At 64.4% G+C, this 19,571-nt stretch carries 13 protein-coding genes and 1 tRNA gene; 6 read left to right on the plus strand and 8 right to left on the minus strand.

What is annotated here, in order from left to right; genetic code table 11:
- The first annotated feature begins 35 nt into the window (after window positions 1–35).
- From R3355_RS07620 to R3355_RS07630, 3 genes are all read left to right on the plus strand, one after another.
- Entirely contained in the window at window positions 36–3,503 is a 3,468-nt protein-coding gene (locus tag R3355_RS07620; protein ID WP_318960719.1) for an indolepyruvate ferredoxin oxidoreductase family protein, read from the plus strand.
- Between the two features lie 99 nt (window positions 3,504–3,602).
- Entirely contained in the window at window positions 3,603–4,661 is a 1,059-nt protein-coding gene (locus R3355_RS07625) for a Glu/Leu/Phe/Val dehydrogenase dimerization domain-containing protein (protein WP_318960720.1), read from the plus strand.
- Window positions 4,662–4,799: 138 nt separating this feature from the next.
- A complete protein-coding gene (locus tag R3355_RS07630; RefSeq protein ID WP_318960721.1) occupies window positions 4,800–6,200 on the plus strand; it encodes a sodium-dependent transporter in 1,401 nt (466 codons plus the stop codon).
- A 173-nt stretch (window positions 6,201–6,373) separates the two neighbouring features.
- Here R3355_RS07630 and R3355_RS07635 read toward each other — a convergent pair whose 3' ends face one another.
- Window positions 6,374–6,853: a GNAT family N-acetyltransferase gene (locus tag R3355_RS07635; RefSeq protein ID WP_318960722.1), complete on the minus strand. Its 480-nt coding sequence runs from the start codon at window positions 6,851–6,853 to the stop codon at window positions 6,374–6,376.
- Between the two features lie 133 nt (window positions 6,854–6,986).
- Here R3355_RS07635 and R3355_RS07640 point away from each other — a divergent pair.
- The 3 genes from R3355_RS07640 to R3355_RS07650 all read left to right on the plus strand — a co-directional run bounded on the left by R3355_RS07640 (window position 6,987) and on the right by R3355_RS07650 (window position 9,462).
- Window positions 6,987–7,061 (plus strand) — tRNA-Arg (locus R3355_RS07640).
- Window positions 7,062–7,329: 268 nt separating this feature from the next.
- Complete coding sequence (locus R3355_RS07645; protein WP_318960723.1) at window positions 7,330–8,541, plus strand: aldose 1-epimerase family protein; 1,212 nt, start codon at window positions 7,330–7,332, stop codon at window positions 8,539–8,541.
- Window positions 8,542–8,973: 432 nt separating this feature from the next.
- Complete coding sequence (locus tag R3355_RS07650) at window positions 8,974–9,462, plus strand: hypothetical protein (RefSeq protein WP_318960724.1); 489 nt, start codon at window positions 8,974–8,976, stop codon at window positions 9,460–9,462.
- Window positions 9,463–9,762: 300 nt separating this feature from the next.
- Here R3355_RS07650 and R3355_RS07655 read toward each other — a convergent pair whose 3' ends face one another.
- The 7 genes from R3355_RS07655 to R3355_RS07685 all read right to left on the minus strand — a co-directional run bounded on the left by R3355_RS07655 (window position 9,763) and on the right by R3355_RS07685 (window position 19,352).
- Window positions 9,763–10,587: an NAD(P)-dependent oxidoreductase gene (locus tag R3355_RS07655; RefSeq protein WP_318960725.1), complete on the minus strand. Its 825-nt coding sequence runs from the start codon at window positions 10,585–10,587 to the stop codon at window positions 9,763–9,765.
- Between the two features lie 95 nt (window positions 10,588–10,682).
- Window positions 10,683–12,671 carry an acetyl/propionyl/methylcrotonyl-CoA carboxylase subunit alpha gene (locus R3355_RS07660; protein ID WP_318960726.1) on the minus strand — a complete coding sequence of 663 codons (1,989 nt, stop codon included), beginning with the start codon at window positions 12,669–12,671 and terminating at the stop codon, window positions 10,683–10,685.
- A gap of 108 nt (window positions 12,672–12,779) precedes the next feature.
- Window positions 12,780–13,592, minus strand: a complete 813-nt coding sequence (locus R3355_RS07665) for an enoyl-CoA hydratase/isomerase family protein (protein ID WP_318960727.1) — start codon at window positions 13,590–13,592, stop codon at window positions 12,780–12,782.
- A 212-nt stretch (window positions 13,593–13,804) separates the two neighbouring features.
- A complete protein-coding gene (atuD, locus tag R3355_RS07670; protein WP_318960728.1) occupies window positions 13,805–14,965 on the minus strand; it encodes a citronellyl-CoA dehydrogenase in 1,161 nt (386 codons plus the stop codon).
- Between the two features lie 85 nt (window positions 14,966–15,050).
- Entirely contained in the window at window positions 15,051–16,667 is a 1,617-nt protein-coding gene (gene atuC, locus R3355_RS07675; RefSeq protein ID WP_318960729.1) for a geranyl-CoA carboxylase subunit beta, read from the minus strand.
- A gap of 4 nt (window positions 16,668–16,671) precedes the next feature.
- Window positions 16,672–17,550, minus strand: coding sequence for an SDR family oxidoreductase (locus tag R3355_RS07680; protein WP_318960730.1), 879 nt, complete (start codon window positions 17,548–17,550; stop codon window positions 16,672–16,674).
- A gap of 2 nt (window positions 17,551–17,552) precedes the next feature.
- Window positions 17,553–19,352, minus strand: a complete 1,800-nt coding sequence (locus R3355_RS07685) for an acyclic terpene utilization AtuA family protein (RefSeq protein ID WP_318960731.1) — start codon at window positions 19,350–19,352, stop codon at window positions 17,553–17,555.
- Window positions 19,353–19,571 lie beyond the last annotated feature (219 nt).

The following is a 19,571-nucleotide window of genomic DNA, read 5'->3' on the forward strand; positions in this document are numbered from 1 at the left end:
AGCCAGCTCGTCATAAAAATAAAAGGAGCGCCCGCATGTCTCTGGCCGAGATCCGCCTGGATGACAAGTACCGCCTTGCCACTGGTCACCTCTACCTCACCGGCACCCAGGCGCTGACCCGCCTGCCGATGCTGCAAAAGCAGCGCGACGCCGCCCACGGGCTGAATACCGCCTGCTTTATCTCCGGCTACCGCGGCTCGCCGCTGGGCAACCTGGACAAGAGCCTGTGGGAAGCCAAGGGCTTCCTCCAGGAAAACGCCATCCACTTCCAGCCCGGGGTCAACGAAGAGTTGGCCGCCACCTCGGTGTGGGGCAGCCAGCAGACCAACCTGTTCCCCGGCGCGCGCTACGACGGCGTGTTCGCCATGTGGTACGGCAAGGGGCCGGGAGTCGACCGCTGCGGCGACGTGTTCAAGCACGGCAACTCGGCCGGCGTCTCCGAGCATGGCGGCGTGCTGCTGCTGGCCGGCGACGACCATGGCTGCAAGTCGTCGAGCATCGCCAACCAGAGCGAGCATGCGTTTATCGCCGCGTCGATCCCGGTGCTGAATCCGGCCAACGTCCAGGAAATCCTCGACTACGGCATCATCGGCTGGGAACTGTCGCGCTACAGCGGTTGCTGGGTGGCGCTGAAGACCATCGCCGAGAACGTCGATTCCTCGGCGGTGGTGGACGTCGATCCGCTGCGCATCGAGGTGAAGATTCCCGAGGACTTCGAGCTGCCGCAGGACGGTGTGTATATCCGCTGGCCAGATCCGCCCCTGGCCCAGGAACAGCGCCTCAATACCTACAAGATCTACGCCGCCCGCGCCTTCGCCCGCGCCAACAACCTGAATCGGGTGATGCTCGATTCGCCCAATCCGCGCCTGGGCATCGTCACCACCGGCAAGTCCTATCTGGACGTGCGCCAGGCCCTGGAAGACCTCGGCCTGGACGAGGCGCTGTGCGCCCAGGTCGGCCTGCGCGTGCTCAAGGTCGGCATGAGCTGGCCGCTGGAGCCGGTCTCGGTGCACGAATTCGCCGAGGGCCTGGACGAGATCCTGGTGATCGAGGAGAAGCGCAGCATCATCGAGGACCAACTCACCGGCCAGCTCTACAACTGGCCGGTGGGCAAGCGTCCGCGGGTGGTCGGCGAGTTCGACGAGGCCGGCGTCTCCCTGCTGCCGAACCTGTCCGAGCTGACCCCGGCGATGATCGCCCGCGCCATCGCCAAGCGCCTGGCGCCGATCTACAGCAGCGCCAGCATCGACGAGCGCCTGGCCTTTCTCGCCGCCAAGGAAGCGTCCCTGGCCGCGCCCAAGCACACCACGGTGCGCACCCCGCATTTCTGCTCCGGTTGCCCGCACAACACCTCGACCAAACTGCCGGAAGGCAGTCGTGCCCAGGGCGGCATCGGTTGCCACTACATGACCCAGTGGATGGACCGCAACACCGACACCTTCACCCAGATGGGTGGCGAGGGCGCGACCTGGATCGGCCAGGCACCGTTCACCGATACCGCGCACATCTTCCAGAACCTCGGCGACGGCACCTACTTCCACTCCGGTCAGCTGGCCCTGCGTGCGGCCGTGGCGGCCGGGGTCAACATCACCTACAAGATTCTCTACAACGACGCGGTGGCCATGACCGGCGGCCAGCCGATCGACGGCGAATTGCGCGTCGATCAGCTCAGCCAGCAGGTATTCGCCGAGGGCGTCAAGCGCATCGCCCTGGTCAGCGACGAGCCGGACAAGTACCCGAGCCGGGCCGGCTTCGCACCTATCGTGACCTTCCATCACCGCAACGATCTGGACGCGGTGCAACGCGAGCTGCGCGAGTTCAAGGGCACCTCGGTGATCATCTACGACCAGACCTGCGCCACCGAGAAGCGCCGCCGGCGCAAGCGCGGCAAGCTGGTCGATCCGGCCAAGCGTGCCTTCATCAACCCGGCGGTGTGCGAGGGCTGTGGCGATTGCAGCGTCAAATCCAACTGCCTGTCGGTGCTGCCGCTGGAAACCGAGCTGGGGCGCAAGCGCGAGATCGACCAGAACTCCTGCAACAAGGATTTCAGCTGCGTCGAGGGTTTCTGCCCGAGCTTCGTTACCGTGCATGGCGGCAGTCTGCGCAAGCCGGAAGCGGTGGGCCTGAGCGCGCTGTTCATCGCCTTGCCGGAGCCGCGTCAGCCGTCGCTGCAGCGGCCCTGGAACATTCTCCTGCCGGGTGTCGGTGGCAGCGGCGTGACCACGGTCGGCGCGCTGCTGGGCATGGCCGCGCACCTCGAGGGCAAGGGTTGCAGCGTGCTCGATCAGGCCGGCCTGGCGCAGAAGTTCGGCCCGGTAGTCACCCATATCCGCGTCGCCGCCAAGCAGGACGATATCTTTGCCGTGCGCATCGCCGCCGGCGAGACCGACCTGCTGCTCGGCTGCGACCTGGTGGTAGCGGCCAGCGAAGACGCCCTGGCCAAGCTCAACGACAAGATCGCCCACGCGGTGATCAACAGCCATGAGGCGGCCACCGCCGAATTCACCCGCAACCCGGATGCCCAGGTGCCGGGCGCGGCCATGCGCGAGGCGCTGATCGAGGCGGTCGGCGCGGACAAGACCCACTTCGTCGACGCCACCCGCCTGGCCACGCGCCTGCTCGGCGACAGCATCGCCAGTAACCTGTTCATGCTCGGCTTCGCCTACCAGAAGGGCCTGGTGCCGGTTTCGGCCGAAGCCATCGCCAAGGCCATCGAGCTCAACGGTGTGGCGGTGCAGCTCAACCAGCAGGCGTTCCTCTGGGGCCGTCGCGCGGCGCACGATGTCGCCGCGGTGGAAAAGCTGGCCAGCCCCAAGGTGGTCGAGGCGCCGCGGTGCGAGAGCCTGGACGAGATCGTCCAGTTCCGCGTCGATTTTCTCACCGCCTACCAGAACGCCGCCTATGCCGAGCGCTACCGCGCGTTGGTGCAGCGCGTGCGCCTGGCCGACCAGGGCGCCGATCAGGCCCTGAGCCGGGCGGTGGCACGCAACTACGCCAAGCTGCTGGCCTACAAGGACGAGTACGAGGTAGCCCGGCTGTACAGCGACGGTCGCTTTATCCAGCAGCTCGAGGCGCAGTTCCAGGGCGACTACCGCCTGGAGTTCCACCTGGCGCCATCCTGGTTGAGCAAGCCCGATCCGGTTACCGGTCAGCCACGCAAGCGCCGGTTCGGCCCCTGGATGCTCAAGGCCTTCGGCCTGCTGGCCGGGTTCAAGGTTCTGCGCGGCACACCGCTCGACCTGTTTGGCTACAGCGCCGAACGCAAGCTGGAGCTGCAGTTGATCGAGGACTACGAGCGCAGCATCGATTACCTGCTCGAGCAGCTGAATGCCGGCAACTACCGCAGCGCCGTGGCGCTGGCCGAACTGCCGGAGCAGATCCGCGGTTATGGCCACGTCAAGGAGCAGAGCCTGATCAAGGTGCGCGAGCAGGAGTGCCAACTCAAGGCGCGCCTGCTGGTCAGCGAGATCCAGGCGGTGCAGTTGTTCGAACCGGCGGCCTGATGCGCACTTTGTGATGCAGAGGGCCCGACTCTTAGGCGGGCCTCCTGCAACGACCTTTGCAACCCCGACCCCAAAACAAGAACTTCCCAAGGAATTCCCATGTCCGTGTTTTCCCATATCGAATTCGATCACCACGAACAGGTGGTCTACGGCCACGATCAGGCCAGCGGCCTAAAGGCGATCATCGCCATCCATAACCGCAACCTCGGCCCGGCCCTCGGCGGTTGCCGCATGTGGCCCTACGCCAGCGACGAGGAAGCGCTGCGTGATGTGCTGCGCCTGTCGCGCGGCATGAGCTACAAGTCGGCGTTGGCCAGGCTGCCGCTCGGCGGCGGCAAGGCGGTGATCATCGGCAACCCGCACACCGGCAAGAGCGCGGCGCTGTTCCAGGCCATGGGCGATTTCGTCGACAGCCTGGGCGGGCGCTACATCACCGCCGCCGACTCCGGTACTGGGGTGGCGGAAATGCAGATCATGGCCGAACGCACCCGCCATGTGGCCGGCGCCGGTCAGCGCGAGGCCTTTGGCGGTGGCATGCGCAATGGCGATCCGTCGCCGTCCACCGCCTACGGGGTGTTCATCGGCCTGCAGGCGGCGGTCAAACATCGCCTTGGCCGTGACGATCTCAAGGGGCTGCGGGTGGCGATCCAGGGGGTCGGCCAGGTGGGTTTCGGTCTGGCGCAGCAGCTCAAGGAGGCCGGCGCCGAGCTGTGGGTGACCGACATAGTCGAGGCCAACGTGCGTCGCGCGGTGGAGCAACTGGGCGCCACCGCCGTCGCCCAGAACGACATCTACGGCCTCGAGGTGGATGTGTTCGCCCCCTGTGCCATGGGCGCCATCATCAATCCGCATACCCTCGAAGCCCTGCGCGCGCCGGTTATCGCCGGGGCGGCCAACAACCAGCTGGCTGCCGCCGAACTGGCTGAGGAGCTGCGTCGGCGCGGCTGCCTGTATGCCCCGGATTACGCGATCAATGCCGGCGGCATCATCGATGTCTGCTACGAGCGCAACGGCGGCAGCACCGCCGAACTCAAGGCGCATATCGAAGGCATCGGCGCCACCCTGACGGAGATTTTCCAGCGCGCCGAGCGCGAGGGCAGCCCCACCACGGCGGTGGCCGATCGCATGGCCCAGGAACGCCTGCACGCCGGGCGCTGACCGTCGGGTGGATCGGGGCGCGTAGCTGACGCTCTTCTCATCCACCGCCAGCCAGCAATGGTGGATGGGTGAAGCGTCATCCACCCTAGGTTCGCTTCTCATCTGACTTTTTTCACAACAACAAGAGGGCAAGTCCCAATGAGTCAAGACAGCATCGTCGCCGGCGCCAGTGCCGGTCCCATCAGCAGTGCAGCGGCGCGCGGCCTGTGGTCGTCGCGCTGGGTGTTCTTCCTCGCCGCCACCGGCTCGGCGGTGGGCCTGGGCAATATCTGGAAATTCCCCTATATCACCGGGGAGAACGGCGGCGGCGCCTTCGTCCTGGTCTACCTGGCCTGCATCCTGGCCATCGGCATTCCCCTGTTGATGGCCGAAGTGATGATCGGTCGTCGCGGCCGGGCCAACCCCGAGGGCGCCTTCGCCGCTGTGGCCCGTCAGGCGGGTGCCAGTCGGCATTGGCGCTGGCTGGGCACGCTGGCGGTGCTCACCGGGTTTCTCATCCTCAGTTTCTACGCGGTAGTGGCCGGCTGGGCCCTGGCCTATGCGCCGGCGGCGGCCATGGGCAGTTTCGCCGGGTTGGACGGCGAGAGCAGCGGCGCGTTGTTTGGCGCCATGCTCGGCGATCCCTGGACACTGGCGGGTTACGCCACCCTGGTGCTGCTGCTGACCCTGGGCATCGTCGCCCTGGGCGTACGCGAAGGCCTGGAGCGCGCGCTGCGCTTCATGATGCCGGGGCTGTTCGTGCTGCTGCTGATCCTGGTGGGCTATGCCGCCACCACCGGGCATTTCCTCGAGGCCGTGCATTTTCTGTTCGACGCCGACTTCAGCAAGCTCAGTACGCAGAGCGTGCTGGTGGCCCTGGGGCACGCCTTCTTCACCCTCAGCCTGGCCAGCGGCGCCATGATGGTATACGGCTCCTACCTGCCGGCCGGCACTTCCATCGTCAAGACCTCGTTGCTGGTGGCCCTGGCCGACACCGCGGTGGCCTTGCTCGCCGGCCTGGCGATCTTCCCGCTGGTGTTCGCCAATGGCCTGGAGCCGGGCGCGGGTCCCGGGTTGATCTTCGTCACCCTGCCAATCGCCTTCGGCCAGATGCCGTTCGGCCAGGTGGTCGGTGGGCTGTTCTTCATCATGCTGGCGCTCGCCGCGCTGACCTCGGCGATCTCGCTGAGCGAGCCGACCATCGCCTGGCTTGGCGAAAAGTTTGCCATCGGTCGAGTCAAGGCCGTGCTGTTGAGCGGCCTGGCGCTGTGGCTGCTGAGTCTGGGCACGGTGTTTTCGTTCAACCTCTGGGCGGAATTCACCCTGTTCGGCAAGACCTTCTTCGACAGCCTGGACTACCTGACCACCAACCTGATGATGCCACTCGGCGGGCTGGGGACGGTACTGTTCACCGGCTGGGCGTTGAGCCGCACAACCGTGCAGGACGCACTGGGCATCGATCAGCCGCAGCTGTTCAAACTGTGGTGGCAACTGCTGCGCTGGGTAACGCCGGTAGGCATTCTGGTAGTGTTTCTGCACACCCTGGGGCTGTTCGCCTAAGCGTTAGCCGTCCGGGGTTGCGTCTGACGCGAGGTGGACAACGCGAAGGTTGTCCACCTGCGGTGCTTTAGCAGGCCCCGTCACATATTCACGCACAAGTCCCCTCCCACAAGAACACCGCGGTCCACGTAGGAGGGGCCTTGGCCGCGAAAGGCCCTGCCGATACGCCTGCCTCAGTCCAGTGCCAGGGCCAGGCTGATGCCATGGGGCTTGAAACCCAGGCCTTCGTAGAAACGATGGGCTGCCTCGCGGCTCTGGTTGCTCGACAGCGCCAGCTTGTAACAGCCCAAGGCGCGGGCGCGTTCGGCGGCCTTGCCGATCAAGGCCTGGCCGATACCCAGGCCTCGGGCGTCGGCATCCACGACCACATCCTCGAGAATTGCCGAGCGGGCGAAGTTGTGCGCCAGGTGGTCGATCAGGTTGAGCGTGCAGGTGCCGAGCAGTTTGCCGTCGCGCTCGGCCACCAGTACCACGCGGTTCGGCGCGGGCTCGCTCAGGCGCAGGGCCAGCAGTTTGGGGTCGGGGCGTGCTTCGTTCGGCGCCAGTTGCTGCAATAACGCGCTCAGCGCCTGGGCGTCGCCGGGGCAGGCGGGGCGCAGGATGAAGTGGGCAAATGGTGAATCCGGCACATGCCTGGATGCTGGCTGGGTCATGGTGATCTCCTGGACGGTCGATATGGAGTATGGCCACGGCTTGATGGCGGTGACATGACAAATCGGCCGAGGCTGGTTAACATGCGGCCCGGTCGGCAGCATTGCCGAGCAGGGTTACAAGCAGAGTTACCGAGTCCCCTTAGTTCAAGGGATAGAACAAGCCCCTCCTAAGGGCTAGATGCTGGTTCGATTCCAGCAGGGGACGCCATATCAAGAAGGCTTGCGCATCGCGTAAGCCTTTTTTCGTTTCTGCCCAAGCCGTCAGCTTGGCCGGGCTGCGGATGCGGGCTTTGTGGTTGCCTGCATGGGTTGCCGCTTCGGCGCTGGGCAAGGGAGCGAGCGGTCTGTCCGGGGCGCTTTTCGCGCACATTTTTCATCTTTTCTTCGGTATTGCTCGATTCTCGGTTGTTTTAACTTGTTTGCTGAATCGATTCAGCTAAATTCAACTGACGACCAATAACAACAAAGGATTTCCCATGACCCGTTTGCAGCTTCTCTGTGGCCTCGGCATCTGCCTGACCACCTCCGCCCAGGCCTGGGAGCAGGTGTTGATCGACCAGGACACGCCCGCGCAGAATTGGCGCGTTACCAGCGAAGAGCTCGGCATCAAGGCCGACCCAGCGTTTTCTGTGAGCCTGCGCACCTTGCACGGCGGCCGTCAGGAAGGCGTCAGCCTGATCGAGATCGACAATGGCACGATGACGATGACGGTCATCCCCACCCGTGGCATGAACGTGCTCCAGGCGGTGGCCGGTGACGTGCGCCTGGGCTGGGATTCGCCGGTGGACGAGGTGGTCAACCCGGCCTTTATCGAACTCGGCGGCCGCGGTGGGCTGGGTTGGCTGGAGGGCTTCAATGAACTGGTCACCCGCTGCGGTTACGAGTGGGTCGGTCACCCCGGCATGGACAATGGCGAGCTGCTGACGCTGCACGGCCGCGCCGCGAATATCCCGGCATCCCGAGTGGTGCTGCAGATCGACGAAAAGCCGCCCTACGCGATCCGCCTGCGCGGTGACCTGCAGGAGAAAGCCTTCAAGAAGGTCGATTTCTCGATCGTCACGGAACTCTCCACAACACCCGGCCGCGCTGGTTTCTCGCTGCACGATACGCTGACCAACAATGGCGACTACCCCAAGGAATACCAGGCGCTGTACCACACCAACTTCGGCACGCCGCTGCTGGAACAGGGCGCCAAGTTCGTCGCACCGGTGAAACAGGTCTCGCCGTTCAACGACAAGGCCAAGGTTGACCTGGTCGACTGGCAGACCTACCGCGGTCCGACCGCCGATTACGACGAAACCGTCTACAACGTGGTGCCCTACGCCGACGCCAAGGGCGAAACCCTTGCCATGTTGCACAACCGTGCCGGTGAGCTGGGTATCGCGGTCGGCTTCAACACCTACGAGCTGCCGGTGTTCTCGCTGTGGAAGAACACCGATACCGAGAAACAGGGCTATGTCACCGGGTTGGAACCGGGTACCAGTTTTTCCTACAACCGCCGCTACCAGCGTCCGCTGGGCCTGGTCCCGACCATCGAACCCGGCCAGCAGCGACATTTTCGCGTCGACTACGAGCTGCTCGCCGACCGTGCCGCCGTGGATGATGCACGCAAGCGCATCGAAGCCATCCAGGCCGGGCGGGCAACCGAAGTGCGCGAGCAACCCTTGGTGGATCTCGACAAGGAGTGAGCATCTGTGAAAAACTCTCGCCTACTGCGGCCGCCTCCAGACGCCCGCTGCGGCGTTACGCCTACGTGAAAAGCGGGGCCATTTAGCTCACTAAACTCCCCCACTTTTCACGGCCTGCCAGGCGCGGGGGACGCCCATTTATTCAGCCGTGAATTCTTGGATGCACAAAGGCTTTCGCGTTGCGTAAGCCTTTTGTGTTTCCGCCTGCCAGTAACCGGACACTCGCCAGCCGGCAAGCAGGGGAAGAGGGCAAGGGCGCGCGCGCGGGCAATCCAGGCCATTGGCATGCGCGCGATGCGGTGTTGCCAGCACGGGTGGCGGCTGACCTCGGCTTTGCCTGGGTGATCTTGTCAGCATATGCAGAGTAGGCTTGCTAGATGGCGGGCGAGGAGGGAGCATAGTGCTCCCCCCATACTGTGATTGTGCTTGTTGATGATCAGCTTCCGGTTCTTGATTCTGCTTCTGGCTCTACTGGCGTTGAATGCGTGTGACAACCAGGAGTCAACGACCGCTGTGCCGGACGAGCCGGCTGACCCCCCCGTATCCGTCGTGCCAACGCCTGCTGCAGAAGTAGCGCCCGTTCCCGCCCCCAAACTGGTAACCAAGCCGCTAAGCGAGCCTGTTCGACCCGTCCCGAAACCTGCCGTTGTGAACAAGCCGGTGGCCAAAGACAGTGTTGCTGTCCCTGCGCTCAAGACTGACTTGGACTTGAGCTTGCCGCCGGATCTGTTTGAGACATTGCAGGTGCTCGTCGCCCCTGACGAATTGCCGTCGCCGGCCTTGCTACCCCCGCTGTTCCGGGCAGAAGAGACATCAGAAAGTCCCTTTCAGCTCAATGGCAAGCTGATCACCAATGAGCGGGGTGATGACTATTGGAATTCGCTGGAAGGTGCCGAGCTGCAATTCGAGTTCAAGCGATAGCCGCATGCTGCGCTCGCGCGGCTTGAACGCAATATCAGTGCGCCTGGATTGCTCCGCGCTCTGGTTGCGCTGCAAGCGCGGCAAGCAAATCGGCAGATCCTGGCCGTCATTGTCGATCGCCTGAAAGCGCCTCGAGCAGGCTGCCCATCGCGACCCTTGTCGCGATCCGCACATCCACCCGCCAGTGGCACAGGTTGCCGATCCGCTGTTCACGAGCGCCGTCGTGAGGCCGTCTCCAGGTGTCTGGGCCAAGGCGCGCGAGGAGGCGGTCGCGGTTGGCGGGAGTTTTCTTGCAGCTTCTCAGTCGATAAACAGATCAGGGATCAGCGTGCCACCGTCGGGATCGAAACGGTACTGCTCGAACTCGCTCTGGCCCTGTTCGCGCAGAATCTCTTCGTCGATCAGCAGGCGCCCGCTGATGCTGCGGCCCGTGCTGCTGAGGATGGCGTGGGCGGCGTCGGCCATGATCGCCGGGGTGCGTGCGCGCTTGAAGGCGTCGCGGCTGCCCAGCTCGAACTCGATGGCAGCGGTGGCGATCATGGTCTTGGGCCACAGTGAATTGACGCTGATGCCGTACTTGTTGAATTCCTCGTTCATGCCCAGGGTCAGCATGCTCATGCCGTACTTGGTCACGGTGTAGGGCCCGTGCTGGGCGAACCACTTGCTGGCCATATTCAGTGGTGGCGACAGGTTGAGGATGTGGCCGCCGGCGCTCTTTTTCAGATAAGGCAGCGCGGCCTGGCTGCAGACCATCACCGCGCGGGTGTTGATCTGGAACATCAGGTCGAAGCGCTTGGGTTCGAGTTTTTCCACCCCCACCAGCTTGATCGCACCGGCGTTGTTGATCAGCCCATCGATGCCGCCGAAGTGCTCGGCTGCCCGGGCCATGGCAGCCTTTACCGCCACCTCGTCGCGCACATCCAGTTGCAGGGCCAGGGCCTTGCCGCCGGCGGCTTCGACCTCGGCGGCCACCGAATGGATGGTGCCCGGCAGCTTGGCGTGAGGCTCGGCACTTTTCGCCGCGATGACGATATTGGCGCCGTCGCGGGCCGCGCGCAGGGCGATTTCGCGACCGATGCCACGGCTGGCGCCGGTGATGAACAGGGTTTTGCCTTGCAGTGACATGGTGAGGCTCCTCGTGCATTGCGTAGGGGGTGCGGGGCCGCCTAGGCCGTGCGCACCGTGGGCGATCAGTGGTGCGCATGGCGCACCCTACGGGATCAGGGCGCGGCGGCTTCGATTTCCACCAATAGCTGGCGGTTTTTCACCTGGTCGCCCTGGCTTACGCCAACCCGGCGGACCACGCCGTCGATGCCGGCTTTGAGCGGATGCTCCATTTTCATCGCTTCCAGCACCAGCAACAGTTGGCCCTTGCTGACCTGGCTGCCTTCCTCCACCAGCACCTCGACAATCGCCCCGTCCATCGGCGCCTTGATGCTGCCGGAACCTGCCCCTGCGGCGCTGCTGACCGGCTGGTGGGTAATGTCAGTGAACGCCAGATTGCCGTTATGGCCATACAGCCAGAGCTTGCCACCTTCCAAATGATAGGCCAGGCGCGAGCGAATGCCGTCCAGCTGCAGGCTTGCCCAGCGGCCGTCGCAAACCAGCAGCTTGAGGCTGATCGACTGCTCGCCGACCCTGGCCAGCAGGCTGGGTTGGGCGCCGTCCGCCAGCACATCCAGCTCGACGCAATGCTGCTGCTCGTCTTGTTCCAGGACAAAACGCCAGGGCGCGTTGCCGGCGTTGCGCCAGCCGGCCAGGCCGCTCTGGTGGGCGCGGGCATTGGCCGATTGCTGGTAGAACAGGGCGGCGGCCAGCGCCAGTTCGCTAGCGGCCGGCGGCTGCGGACTCAGGCTCGGGTCGGCGGCGAAATGCTCGGCGATAAAGGCCGTGGTGGCGTTACCGGCGGCGAACTCGGGGTGCCGCAGCAGATTGGCGAGAAAGCGCTGGTTACCGTTGACGCCCAGCAGCACGCAATCCTCTACCGCGCGCAGCAGCTTGCGCCGGGCTTCCTCGCGGGTCGCACCATAGGCGATGACCTTGGCCAGCATGGGGTCGTAGAACGGGCTGATAACCTGGCCTTCGAGCAAACCGTGGTCGATACGGATACCGTCGAGTAGTGCTGGCTCCCAGCGCAGCACGCGGCCGGTCTGCGGCAGGAAGTTGTGCGCCGAATCTTCGGCATACAGGCGCACTTCCATGGCATGGCCCGTCAGGCGGATGTCCTCCTGCTTGAGGGGTAGCGGTTGGCCTTCGGCGGCGCGGATCTGCCAGGCCACCAAGTCCTGCCCGGTGATCAACTCGGTGACCGGGTGTTCGACTTGCAGGCGGGTGTTCATTTCCAGAAAGAAGAATTCGCCGCTGCGATCCAGCAGGAACTCCACGGTGCCGGCGCCGACATAGTCGACCGAGGCGGCCGCCTTGACCGCTGCCTCGCCCATGGCCTGGCGCAGCTCTGGGGTCATCAGCGGGCAGGGCGCTTCTTCGACGACCTTCTGGTGACGACGCTGCACCGAGCAGTCGCGTTCGCCCAGATAAACGATATTGCCGAGCTGGTCGCCGAACACCTGAATTTCCACGTGGCGCGGCTGGATCACCGCCCGTTCCAATATCAGCTCGCCGGAGCCGAAGGCGTTCTGCGCCTCCGAGCGGGCGGTGCGGATCTGCGCCAACAGTTCGCCGGCCTCTGCTACCTGCCGCATGCCGCGGCCACCGCCGCCGGCGCTGGCCTTGATCATCAGCGGGAAGCCGATGCGCTGGGCCTCGCGGCTGAGGGTTTCGTCGTCCTGCTCGGCGCCCTCGTAACCGGGGATGCAAGGCACGCCGGCCTTGAGCATGGCGATCTTCGACAGGCGTTTGCTGCCCATCAGGTGGATGGCCTCCACGGTCGGGCCGATAAACACGATGCCGGCCGCTTCGCAGGCGCGGGCGAACTCGGCGTTCTCCGAAAGGAAGCCATAGCCGGGGTGGATGGCGTCGGCGCCGGTCTTCTGCGCCGCTGCGATGATGTTGGCGATAACCAGATAGGACTGGTTGACCTGGGCCGGGCCGATGCAGACGGCCTGGTCGGCCAGGTGCACATGGCGCGCGTCGGCATCGGCCTCGGAGTAGACCGCCACCGTGCGGTAGCCCAGGGTCTGGGCGGTGCGCATCACCCGGCAGGCGATTTCGCCGCGGTTGGCGATCAGGATTTTGTTAAAGGCGGGCATTCGATGCTCCTGCTTTGCGTAGCCCGGATGCAATCCGGGGGATCATCTTTGAGAGCGGCCCCGGATTGCATCCGGGCTACGGTCGGTAATGTCAGTCCATCCGATCCATCATTTGGCCCACTTGGGCGCGCGTTTCTGCATAAAGGCCAGGGTGCCTTCGACGCCTTCGGCTCCCGTCACCGCTGCGGCGAACTGTTCGGCGGCGCTATCCAGTAAGGAATCGAGCGCCTGGCTTTGCGTGGCCAGCAGCAGGGCCTTGGTCTGAGCATTGGCCTGGGGCGCGCACTGGCGTATCTGGCCGAGTACCTGCTGCAAGCGCGTTTCGATGGCAGCGTCGTCCGGCTCGCTGAAATGCACCAGTCCCAGGCGTTCGGCCTCGACACCGTCGAAGCGCGCGGCGGTGAGGGCCAGGCGGCGGGTCTGGGTCAGGCCGATACGCCCCACCACAAAGGGCGCGATCTGCGCCGGCAGAATGCCCAAGGTGGTTTCCGGCAGACCGAACCTGGCGTCTTGCCGGGCGATGGCGATATCGGAGACGCAAGCCAGGCCGAAACCGCCGCCGAGCACCGCGCCTTGCAGCACGGTGATCAGCACCTGCGACGTGTGCTGGGCTTCTTCCAGCAGGCTGCCGAAGGCGCGGTTAAGCGCACGATAGGCCTCGGCGCTCCCCTCACCTTGAGAGCGTGCGCGGGCGCTGGCCATATCCTTGATATCGCCACCGGCGCAGAAGTGTCCGCCGGCGCCGCGCAACACGATGGCGCGCACGCTCAGCTCGCCATGCACGGCAGCCAGCACCGCGCGCAGCTCGCCGACCATGGCCAGGCTCATGGCATTGCGGCTGTCCGGGCGATTGAGGGTGACGTTCAGCACGCCGGCCTCGAGGCTTAGCAGCAGGGTTTCGCAGTTGGGTAGCGTGGCCATCATAAGTTCCTGATCAAGCGTAGGGTGGACAACGCGCAGCTTGTCCACCGTGGTTCTTCGGCGAAATGGCTTGGTGGAAAATGCTTCGCAGTTTTCCACCCTACGGCTCTGGGATGCGCAACGCTGCTGATCACGGGCCGCGCTTCATCGATCCACCGAGCGGTGCCATGGTGGATGTAAAAAACGACATCCACCCTACGGTGTTTCCGCTCTTAGCCTTTCTTTTTCCCCGGCAGAATGCCCATCAGCTTGCAGATAATGCCCAGCATGATTTCGTCGGCACCGCCGCCGATGCTCACCAGGCGCACATCGCGGTAGGCGCGGGAAACCGGGTTGTCCCACATGTAGCCCATGCCGCCCCAGTACTGCAGGCAGCTGTCGGTGACTTCGCGGCCGAGCCGGCCGGCCTTGAGCTTGGCCATGGACGCCAGGTTGGTCACATCGCGGCCGCGCACGTACTGCTCGGTGGCCTGGTAGACCAGGGCGCGCAGGCACTCGACTTCGGTCTGCAGCTCGGCCATGCGGAAGTGGATGACCTGGTTGTCGATCAGTGCGTTGCCGAAGGTCTTGCGCTCCTTGCAGTAGGCGATGGTGGCCTCGATGCAGTGCTCCAGGCCCTTGATCATATTGGCCGCTCCGAACAGGCGCTCTTCCTGGAACTGCAACATCTGCATCATGAAACCGGCGCCTTCGTGGCCGATGCGGTAGCGCTGCGGCACACGCACATCGTCGAAGAACACCTGGGCGGTTTCCGAGCTGCGCATGCCGAGCTTGTCCAGGTGCGGGCTGACGCTGATGCCGGGGGTGTTCATCGGCAGCATGATCAGCGACTTGTTGACGTGGGGCTTGTCATCGGAAGTGTTGGCCAGCAGGCAGATAAAATCCGCCGATGGCGAGTTGGTGATCCACATCTTGCTGCCGTTGATCACATAGTCGTCGCCGTCTTTCCTGGCGGTGGTCTTCAAACCCGCTACATCGGAGCCGGCGCCGACTTCGGAGACGCCGATACAGCCGACCATCTCGCCAGTGATGGCGGGGCGGAGAAACTGCTCGCGCAGCTCATCGGAGCCGAAACGGGCCAGGGCCGGGGTGCACATGTCGGTCTGCACGCCGATCGACATCGGGATGCCGCCGCAATGAATGGTGCCGAACTCTTCGGCGGCGACTATCGAATAGCTGTAATCGAGGCCCATGCCGCCGAATTTCTCCGGCTTGGAAATGCCGAGCAGGCCAAGATCGCCGGCTTTCTTGAAGATGTCGTGGATCGGAAAGCGGCCTTCCTTTTCCCATTGCTCAACGTGCGGGTTGATTTCCCGATCGACAAAATTACTGACCGTGCGGCGCAGTTCTTCGTGTTCCTGGGTGAAGATCATTTTTATTTTCCTTGTAGGGGGTGCGGGGCCGCCTAGGCTGTGCGCACCAGATCAGTGGATGTGGTGCGCATGGCGCACCCTACGTTCAGAATCGCGCTACGCCGAAACTGTTGGGTTTAAGAGGGCGCACGGCGGCCTCGGCGCAGATATCCAGCAGGTAGCCAAGCAGCTTGCGCGTGTCGCGCGGGTCGATCAGGCCGTCGTCCCACAGGCTGGCGGTGCCGTAGAGCGCGGTGGACTGGCTGTCGAGTTTCTGCGCGGTGACCTGTTCGAGCATGTCGAGCATCTTCGGCTCGGCTTCTTTGCCTTCCTTCAGGTGTTTTTCCTCGGTGACGATGCGCAGCACCTTGCCGGCCTGGGCACCGCCCATCACGGCGGTCTTGCTGTTGGGCCAGGCGAAGATAAAGCGCGGGTCGAGGCCGCGACCGCACATGGCGTAGTTGCCGGCACCGTAGGAGCCACCGACCACTATGGTCAGCTTGGGCACCGTGGCGTTGGCCACCGCCTGGATCATCTTCGAGCCGTGCTTGATCACGCCTGCCTGCTCGGCTTCCGTGCCGACCATAAAGCCGGTGGTGTTGTGGAAGAACAGGATCGGCGTGTTGCTCTGCTCGCACAGCTGAATAAATTGCGCCGCCTTGGCCGCACCCTGCGGGGTGATCGGGCCGTTGTTGCCGATAAAGCCGCAGGGCTGGCCTTCGATCTGCAAGTGGCCGCAGACGGTCTGGTTGTCGAACTCGTTCTTGAAGTCGAGAAACACCGAGCCGTCGGCGATGCGAGCGATGATCTCGCGCACGTCATAGGGCTTTTTGGCATCGGCCGGCACCAGGCCGAGCAGCTCTTCGACCGGATACAGCGGCTCGTTGTAGACCTTGGCAGGGCGCGCCGGCAGTTGCGCATTCCACGGCAGCATGGCGACGATCTCGCGGGCGATGCGCACGCCATCGGCGTCATTTTCCGCCAGGTATTCGGCGGTGCCGGCGACTTGGGCGTGCATCTCGGCGCCGCCCAGTTGCTCATCGGTGGCGATCTCGCCAGTGGCGGCTTTCAGCAGCGGCGGGCCGGCGAGGAACAGCTTGGCCTTGCCGCGCACTACCACCACATAGTCCGACAGCCCAGGCTGATAAGCCCCGCCGGCGGTGCTGGAGCCGTGCACCACGGTGATCTGCGGCAGGCCCATGGCCGACATGCGCGCCTGATTGGCGAACCCGCGCGCGCCCTCGACGAAAATCTCCGCGGCATAGTTGAGGTTGGCGCCGCCGCTCTCGGTCAGCGCCACCAGCGGCAGTTTGTTCTCGAAGGCGATCTGCTGCAGGCGCAGGGTTTTCTTCAGGCCGGTCGGGGAAATGGTGCCGCCCTTGATCGCGCTGTTGCTGGCGCTGACCAGGCAACGCACCCCGGCGATATAGCCGATGCCGGAAATAATGCCGCCGCCGGCCTGGCTGCCGTCCTTGTCGTCGTGCAGCTTGTAGCCGGCCAGGGAACAGAGTTCGAGAAAGGGCGCTCCGGGGTCGAGCAGCAGGTTCAGGCGTTCGCGCGGCAGCAACTGGCCGCGTTTCTCGAACTTGGCCTTGGCCGCCTGCGCCTTGTTCAGGCAGTTCCGTTCGATCTCGCGAAAGCTGGTCACTGCGGCGAGCATGGCGGCGCGGTTGTCGGCGAAGTCTGCACCATGCACGTCGATATCGGACTGGATCAGCGGCATCGCTTTATTCCTCTTGCTCTTTCAATACGTCGGGCAGATAGGCCCGATGGAAGCCGTTGTAGGCCTGACTCTGCCCCGCTTTGGCCTTGAACAGCGGGAAAGCGCGGTTACCCTGGCTGGCGGCGCCGTCGATGCGCACCGTGGTGCCGCTGATAAAGGCGGCGCCCGGCGACAGCAGAAAGACGATGGCCGCCGAAACTTCCGACTCGCTGCCGATGCGTTTCAGCGGTACATGCTCGCGCAGGGTCGGGATCACCGCCTTGAACGCGCCTTCGTAGGTGTCCATGCCGCTGGAGGCGATCCAGCCCGGTGCCACGGCATTGACCCGCACCCCGGCATAGCCCCATTCGACGGCGGCGGTTTTAGTGAAGTTCTCCATACCGGCGCGCGCCGCTCCGGAATGACCCATGCCGGGCATGCCGCCCCACATGTCGGCGAGCATATTGACGATGCTGCCGCCGGTCTTGCTCATGCTCTGGTTGAACACCTCGCGGGCGACCAGAAAGCCACCGACCAGGTTGGTGCGCACCACGGTCTCGAAGCCTTTCTGGTTGATCGAGGCGAGCGGCGAGGGGTATTGGCCGCCAGCGTTGTTGACCAAGTGATGGATCTGTCCACGCTCCTCGACCACCGCCTTGACCATGGCCTTGACCGACTCCTCGTCGCGGATGTCGCAGACCTGCAGGCTGGCGCTGCCGCCGTCCTCGCGGATTTCCTCGCAGGTGGTCTGCAGCTTGTCCAGCTTGCGTCCGACCAGCACCACATGGGCGCCCAGGGCGGCCAGTTCATGGGCGCTGCAACGACCGATGCCGCTGCCGCCGCCGGTGATCACAATGGTCTGGCCGCTGAACAGGCCAGGTTTGAAGATCGAGTCGTAGCTCATCGTTATTGTCCTTGTTCGAGGCTAGCCGCCAGCGCCTGGGGTACCGGCACCGGGAATTCCAGTAACTGCTGGGCGAACGCCTTGCCTTGCGGGTCGATGCGCAGGCTGGCGACGCCGCCACCGCCGAGGGCGTTTTCTAGCAGAAAATTCAGGCTATGACTGCCCGGTAGATACCAGCGACTGACCTTGCCGTTCTGCGGGTCGAGGGTGTGCCGCATCCATTCGGCAACGGCCGCTTCGCTGAGCGCGGCGGCAATCCAGGGCAGGTATTCCGGTGCTCTGGCCATAACGCCGATATTGCTGTGGTTGCCCTTGTCGCCGGAGCGGGCCACGGCCAGCTTGATCAGCGGTACCGCGGCATTGGCTTGCCCCTCTGTACTCGGCGCGGGCAGGTCGGCGCCGACTTGGCTCGGCTCGAAGGCAGCGAGTTGCGGCAGGGTGACCGGATGGCGTTCGTAATCCAACTCCACGTCCAGCGTGCAATGGCTTTTATCGGCGAGGAAGGAGAACAGGCGGATCACCGGGTAAACCGTCGGGCGGCCGCCAACAATGCCGGTCAAGCCCGGCGCCATGCCGGTGGCGGCCTGGGCAATCTCGCGGGAGAACAGGACAAGCGCTTCTTTCTTCGCATGACGCACGGCGATCTTGATCACCACTTCACGGGTGTCCGCGCGCAGGCCATGGGGGCCGTAGGTCGCCTCGGCACCGAGCAGCTCGATGTTCACCTCTTTATACGGCCCCCAGCCGCGTGCGGCGAACAGCTCCTCGGTCTTGGCGATGATCGCCTGACTGACCCGTTGCGCCTTCTTATGGGCGTCGATCCCGGCCATCAGGCAACTGGCGGTGCAACGAAAACCGTCGGGGTAGGTGGCGCTGACCTTGTACTGCCCGGTGGGCGGCAGGCCGCGCGCGCCGCTGAGTTCGACCCGGTTATCGCCGGCCTGGATAAGCGTGACCCGGGTGAAATCGCAGACCACATCGGGCAGAAGATAGGCCCGCGGGTCGCCAATTTCATAGAGCATCTGCTCGCCGACGGTGAAGGGCGTGACCAGGCCTCCGGAGCCCTCCGGTTTGCTCACCACAAAGCTGCCGTCAGCCGCGACTTCCACCACCGGGAAGCCGATATGTTCGTAGTCCGGCACGCTTTCCCAGTCGGTGAAGTTGCCGCCGGTGCACTGCGCGCCGCATTCGATGATATGCCCGGCCAGCGCCGCCTGGGCCAGGCGGTCGTAGTCGCTCCAGGCCCAGCCGAACTCATGCACCAGGGCGGCGCTGACCACTGCGCTGTCGACCACCCGGCCGGTGATCACGATATCCGCGCCGTGTTTCAGCGCGGAGGCAATGCCCGGCGCGCCCAGGTAGGCGTTCACCGAGACGCAGAACGGTGGCAGCGCCGCACCGCTGAACATTTCCACCACGCCGGCTTTACCCAGTTCAGCGAGCTGGGGCTGCAGGTTGTCGCCGTGCAGCACGGCGATCTTCAGTTGCACGCCAGCCTGTGCGCAGGCCGCCGCCAACGCGGCTGCGCAGGCGCTGGGGTTGACCCCACCGGCATTGCTGATGACACGGATACGCTTGGCGGCGATGTCCTGTAGCAGCGGAGTCAGTACCTCGACGAAGTCGCTGGCGTAGCCGGCATCCGGATTTTTCATCCTGGCGCCGGCCATGATCGACATGGTCACTTCGGCCAGGTAGTCGAACACCAGGTAATCCAGTTCACAACCCTGTACCAACTGAGCGGCGGCGGTGGAGGTGTCGCCCCAGAAGGCGGAGGCACAGCCGATGCGTACGGTTTTAGTCATTGCAAGGATCCGCAGCACATAAATTGAGTGATTCAAACACTACCAAGCAAGCGCTTGGTTTGAAAGCCCCTGTGTAAATTTTCTCTGGGAAAGTGCGCCCAAGCGCTTGCTTGGGTGGTCTGTGCAGCATAAATTTCACCAATAACGACAAGCACTTGGGCAAATCTGCTGCGGGTGCGCGGGCAATTGCAGTCTGCTGCGGCTTTGCCCGAGTCATAA

It is taken from the genome of Pseudomonas sp., from assembly GCF_033723075.1.
Taxonomy (GTDB): Bacteria; Pseudomonadota; Gammaproteobacteria; order Pseudomonadales; family Pseudomonadaceae; genus Aquipseudomonas.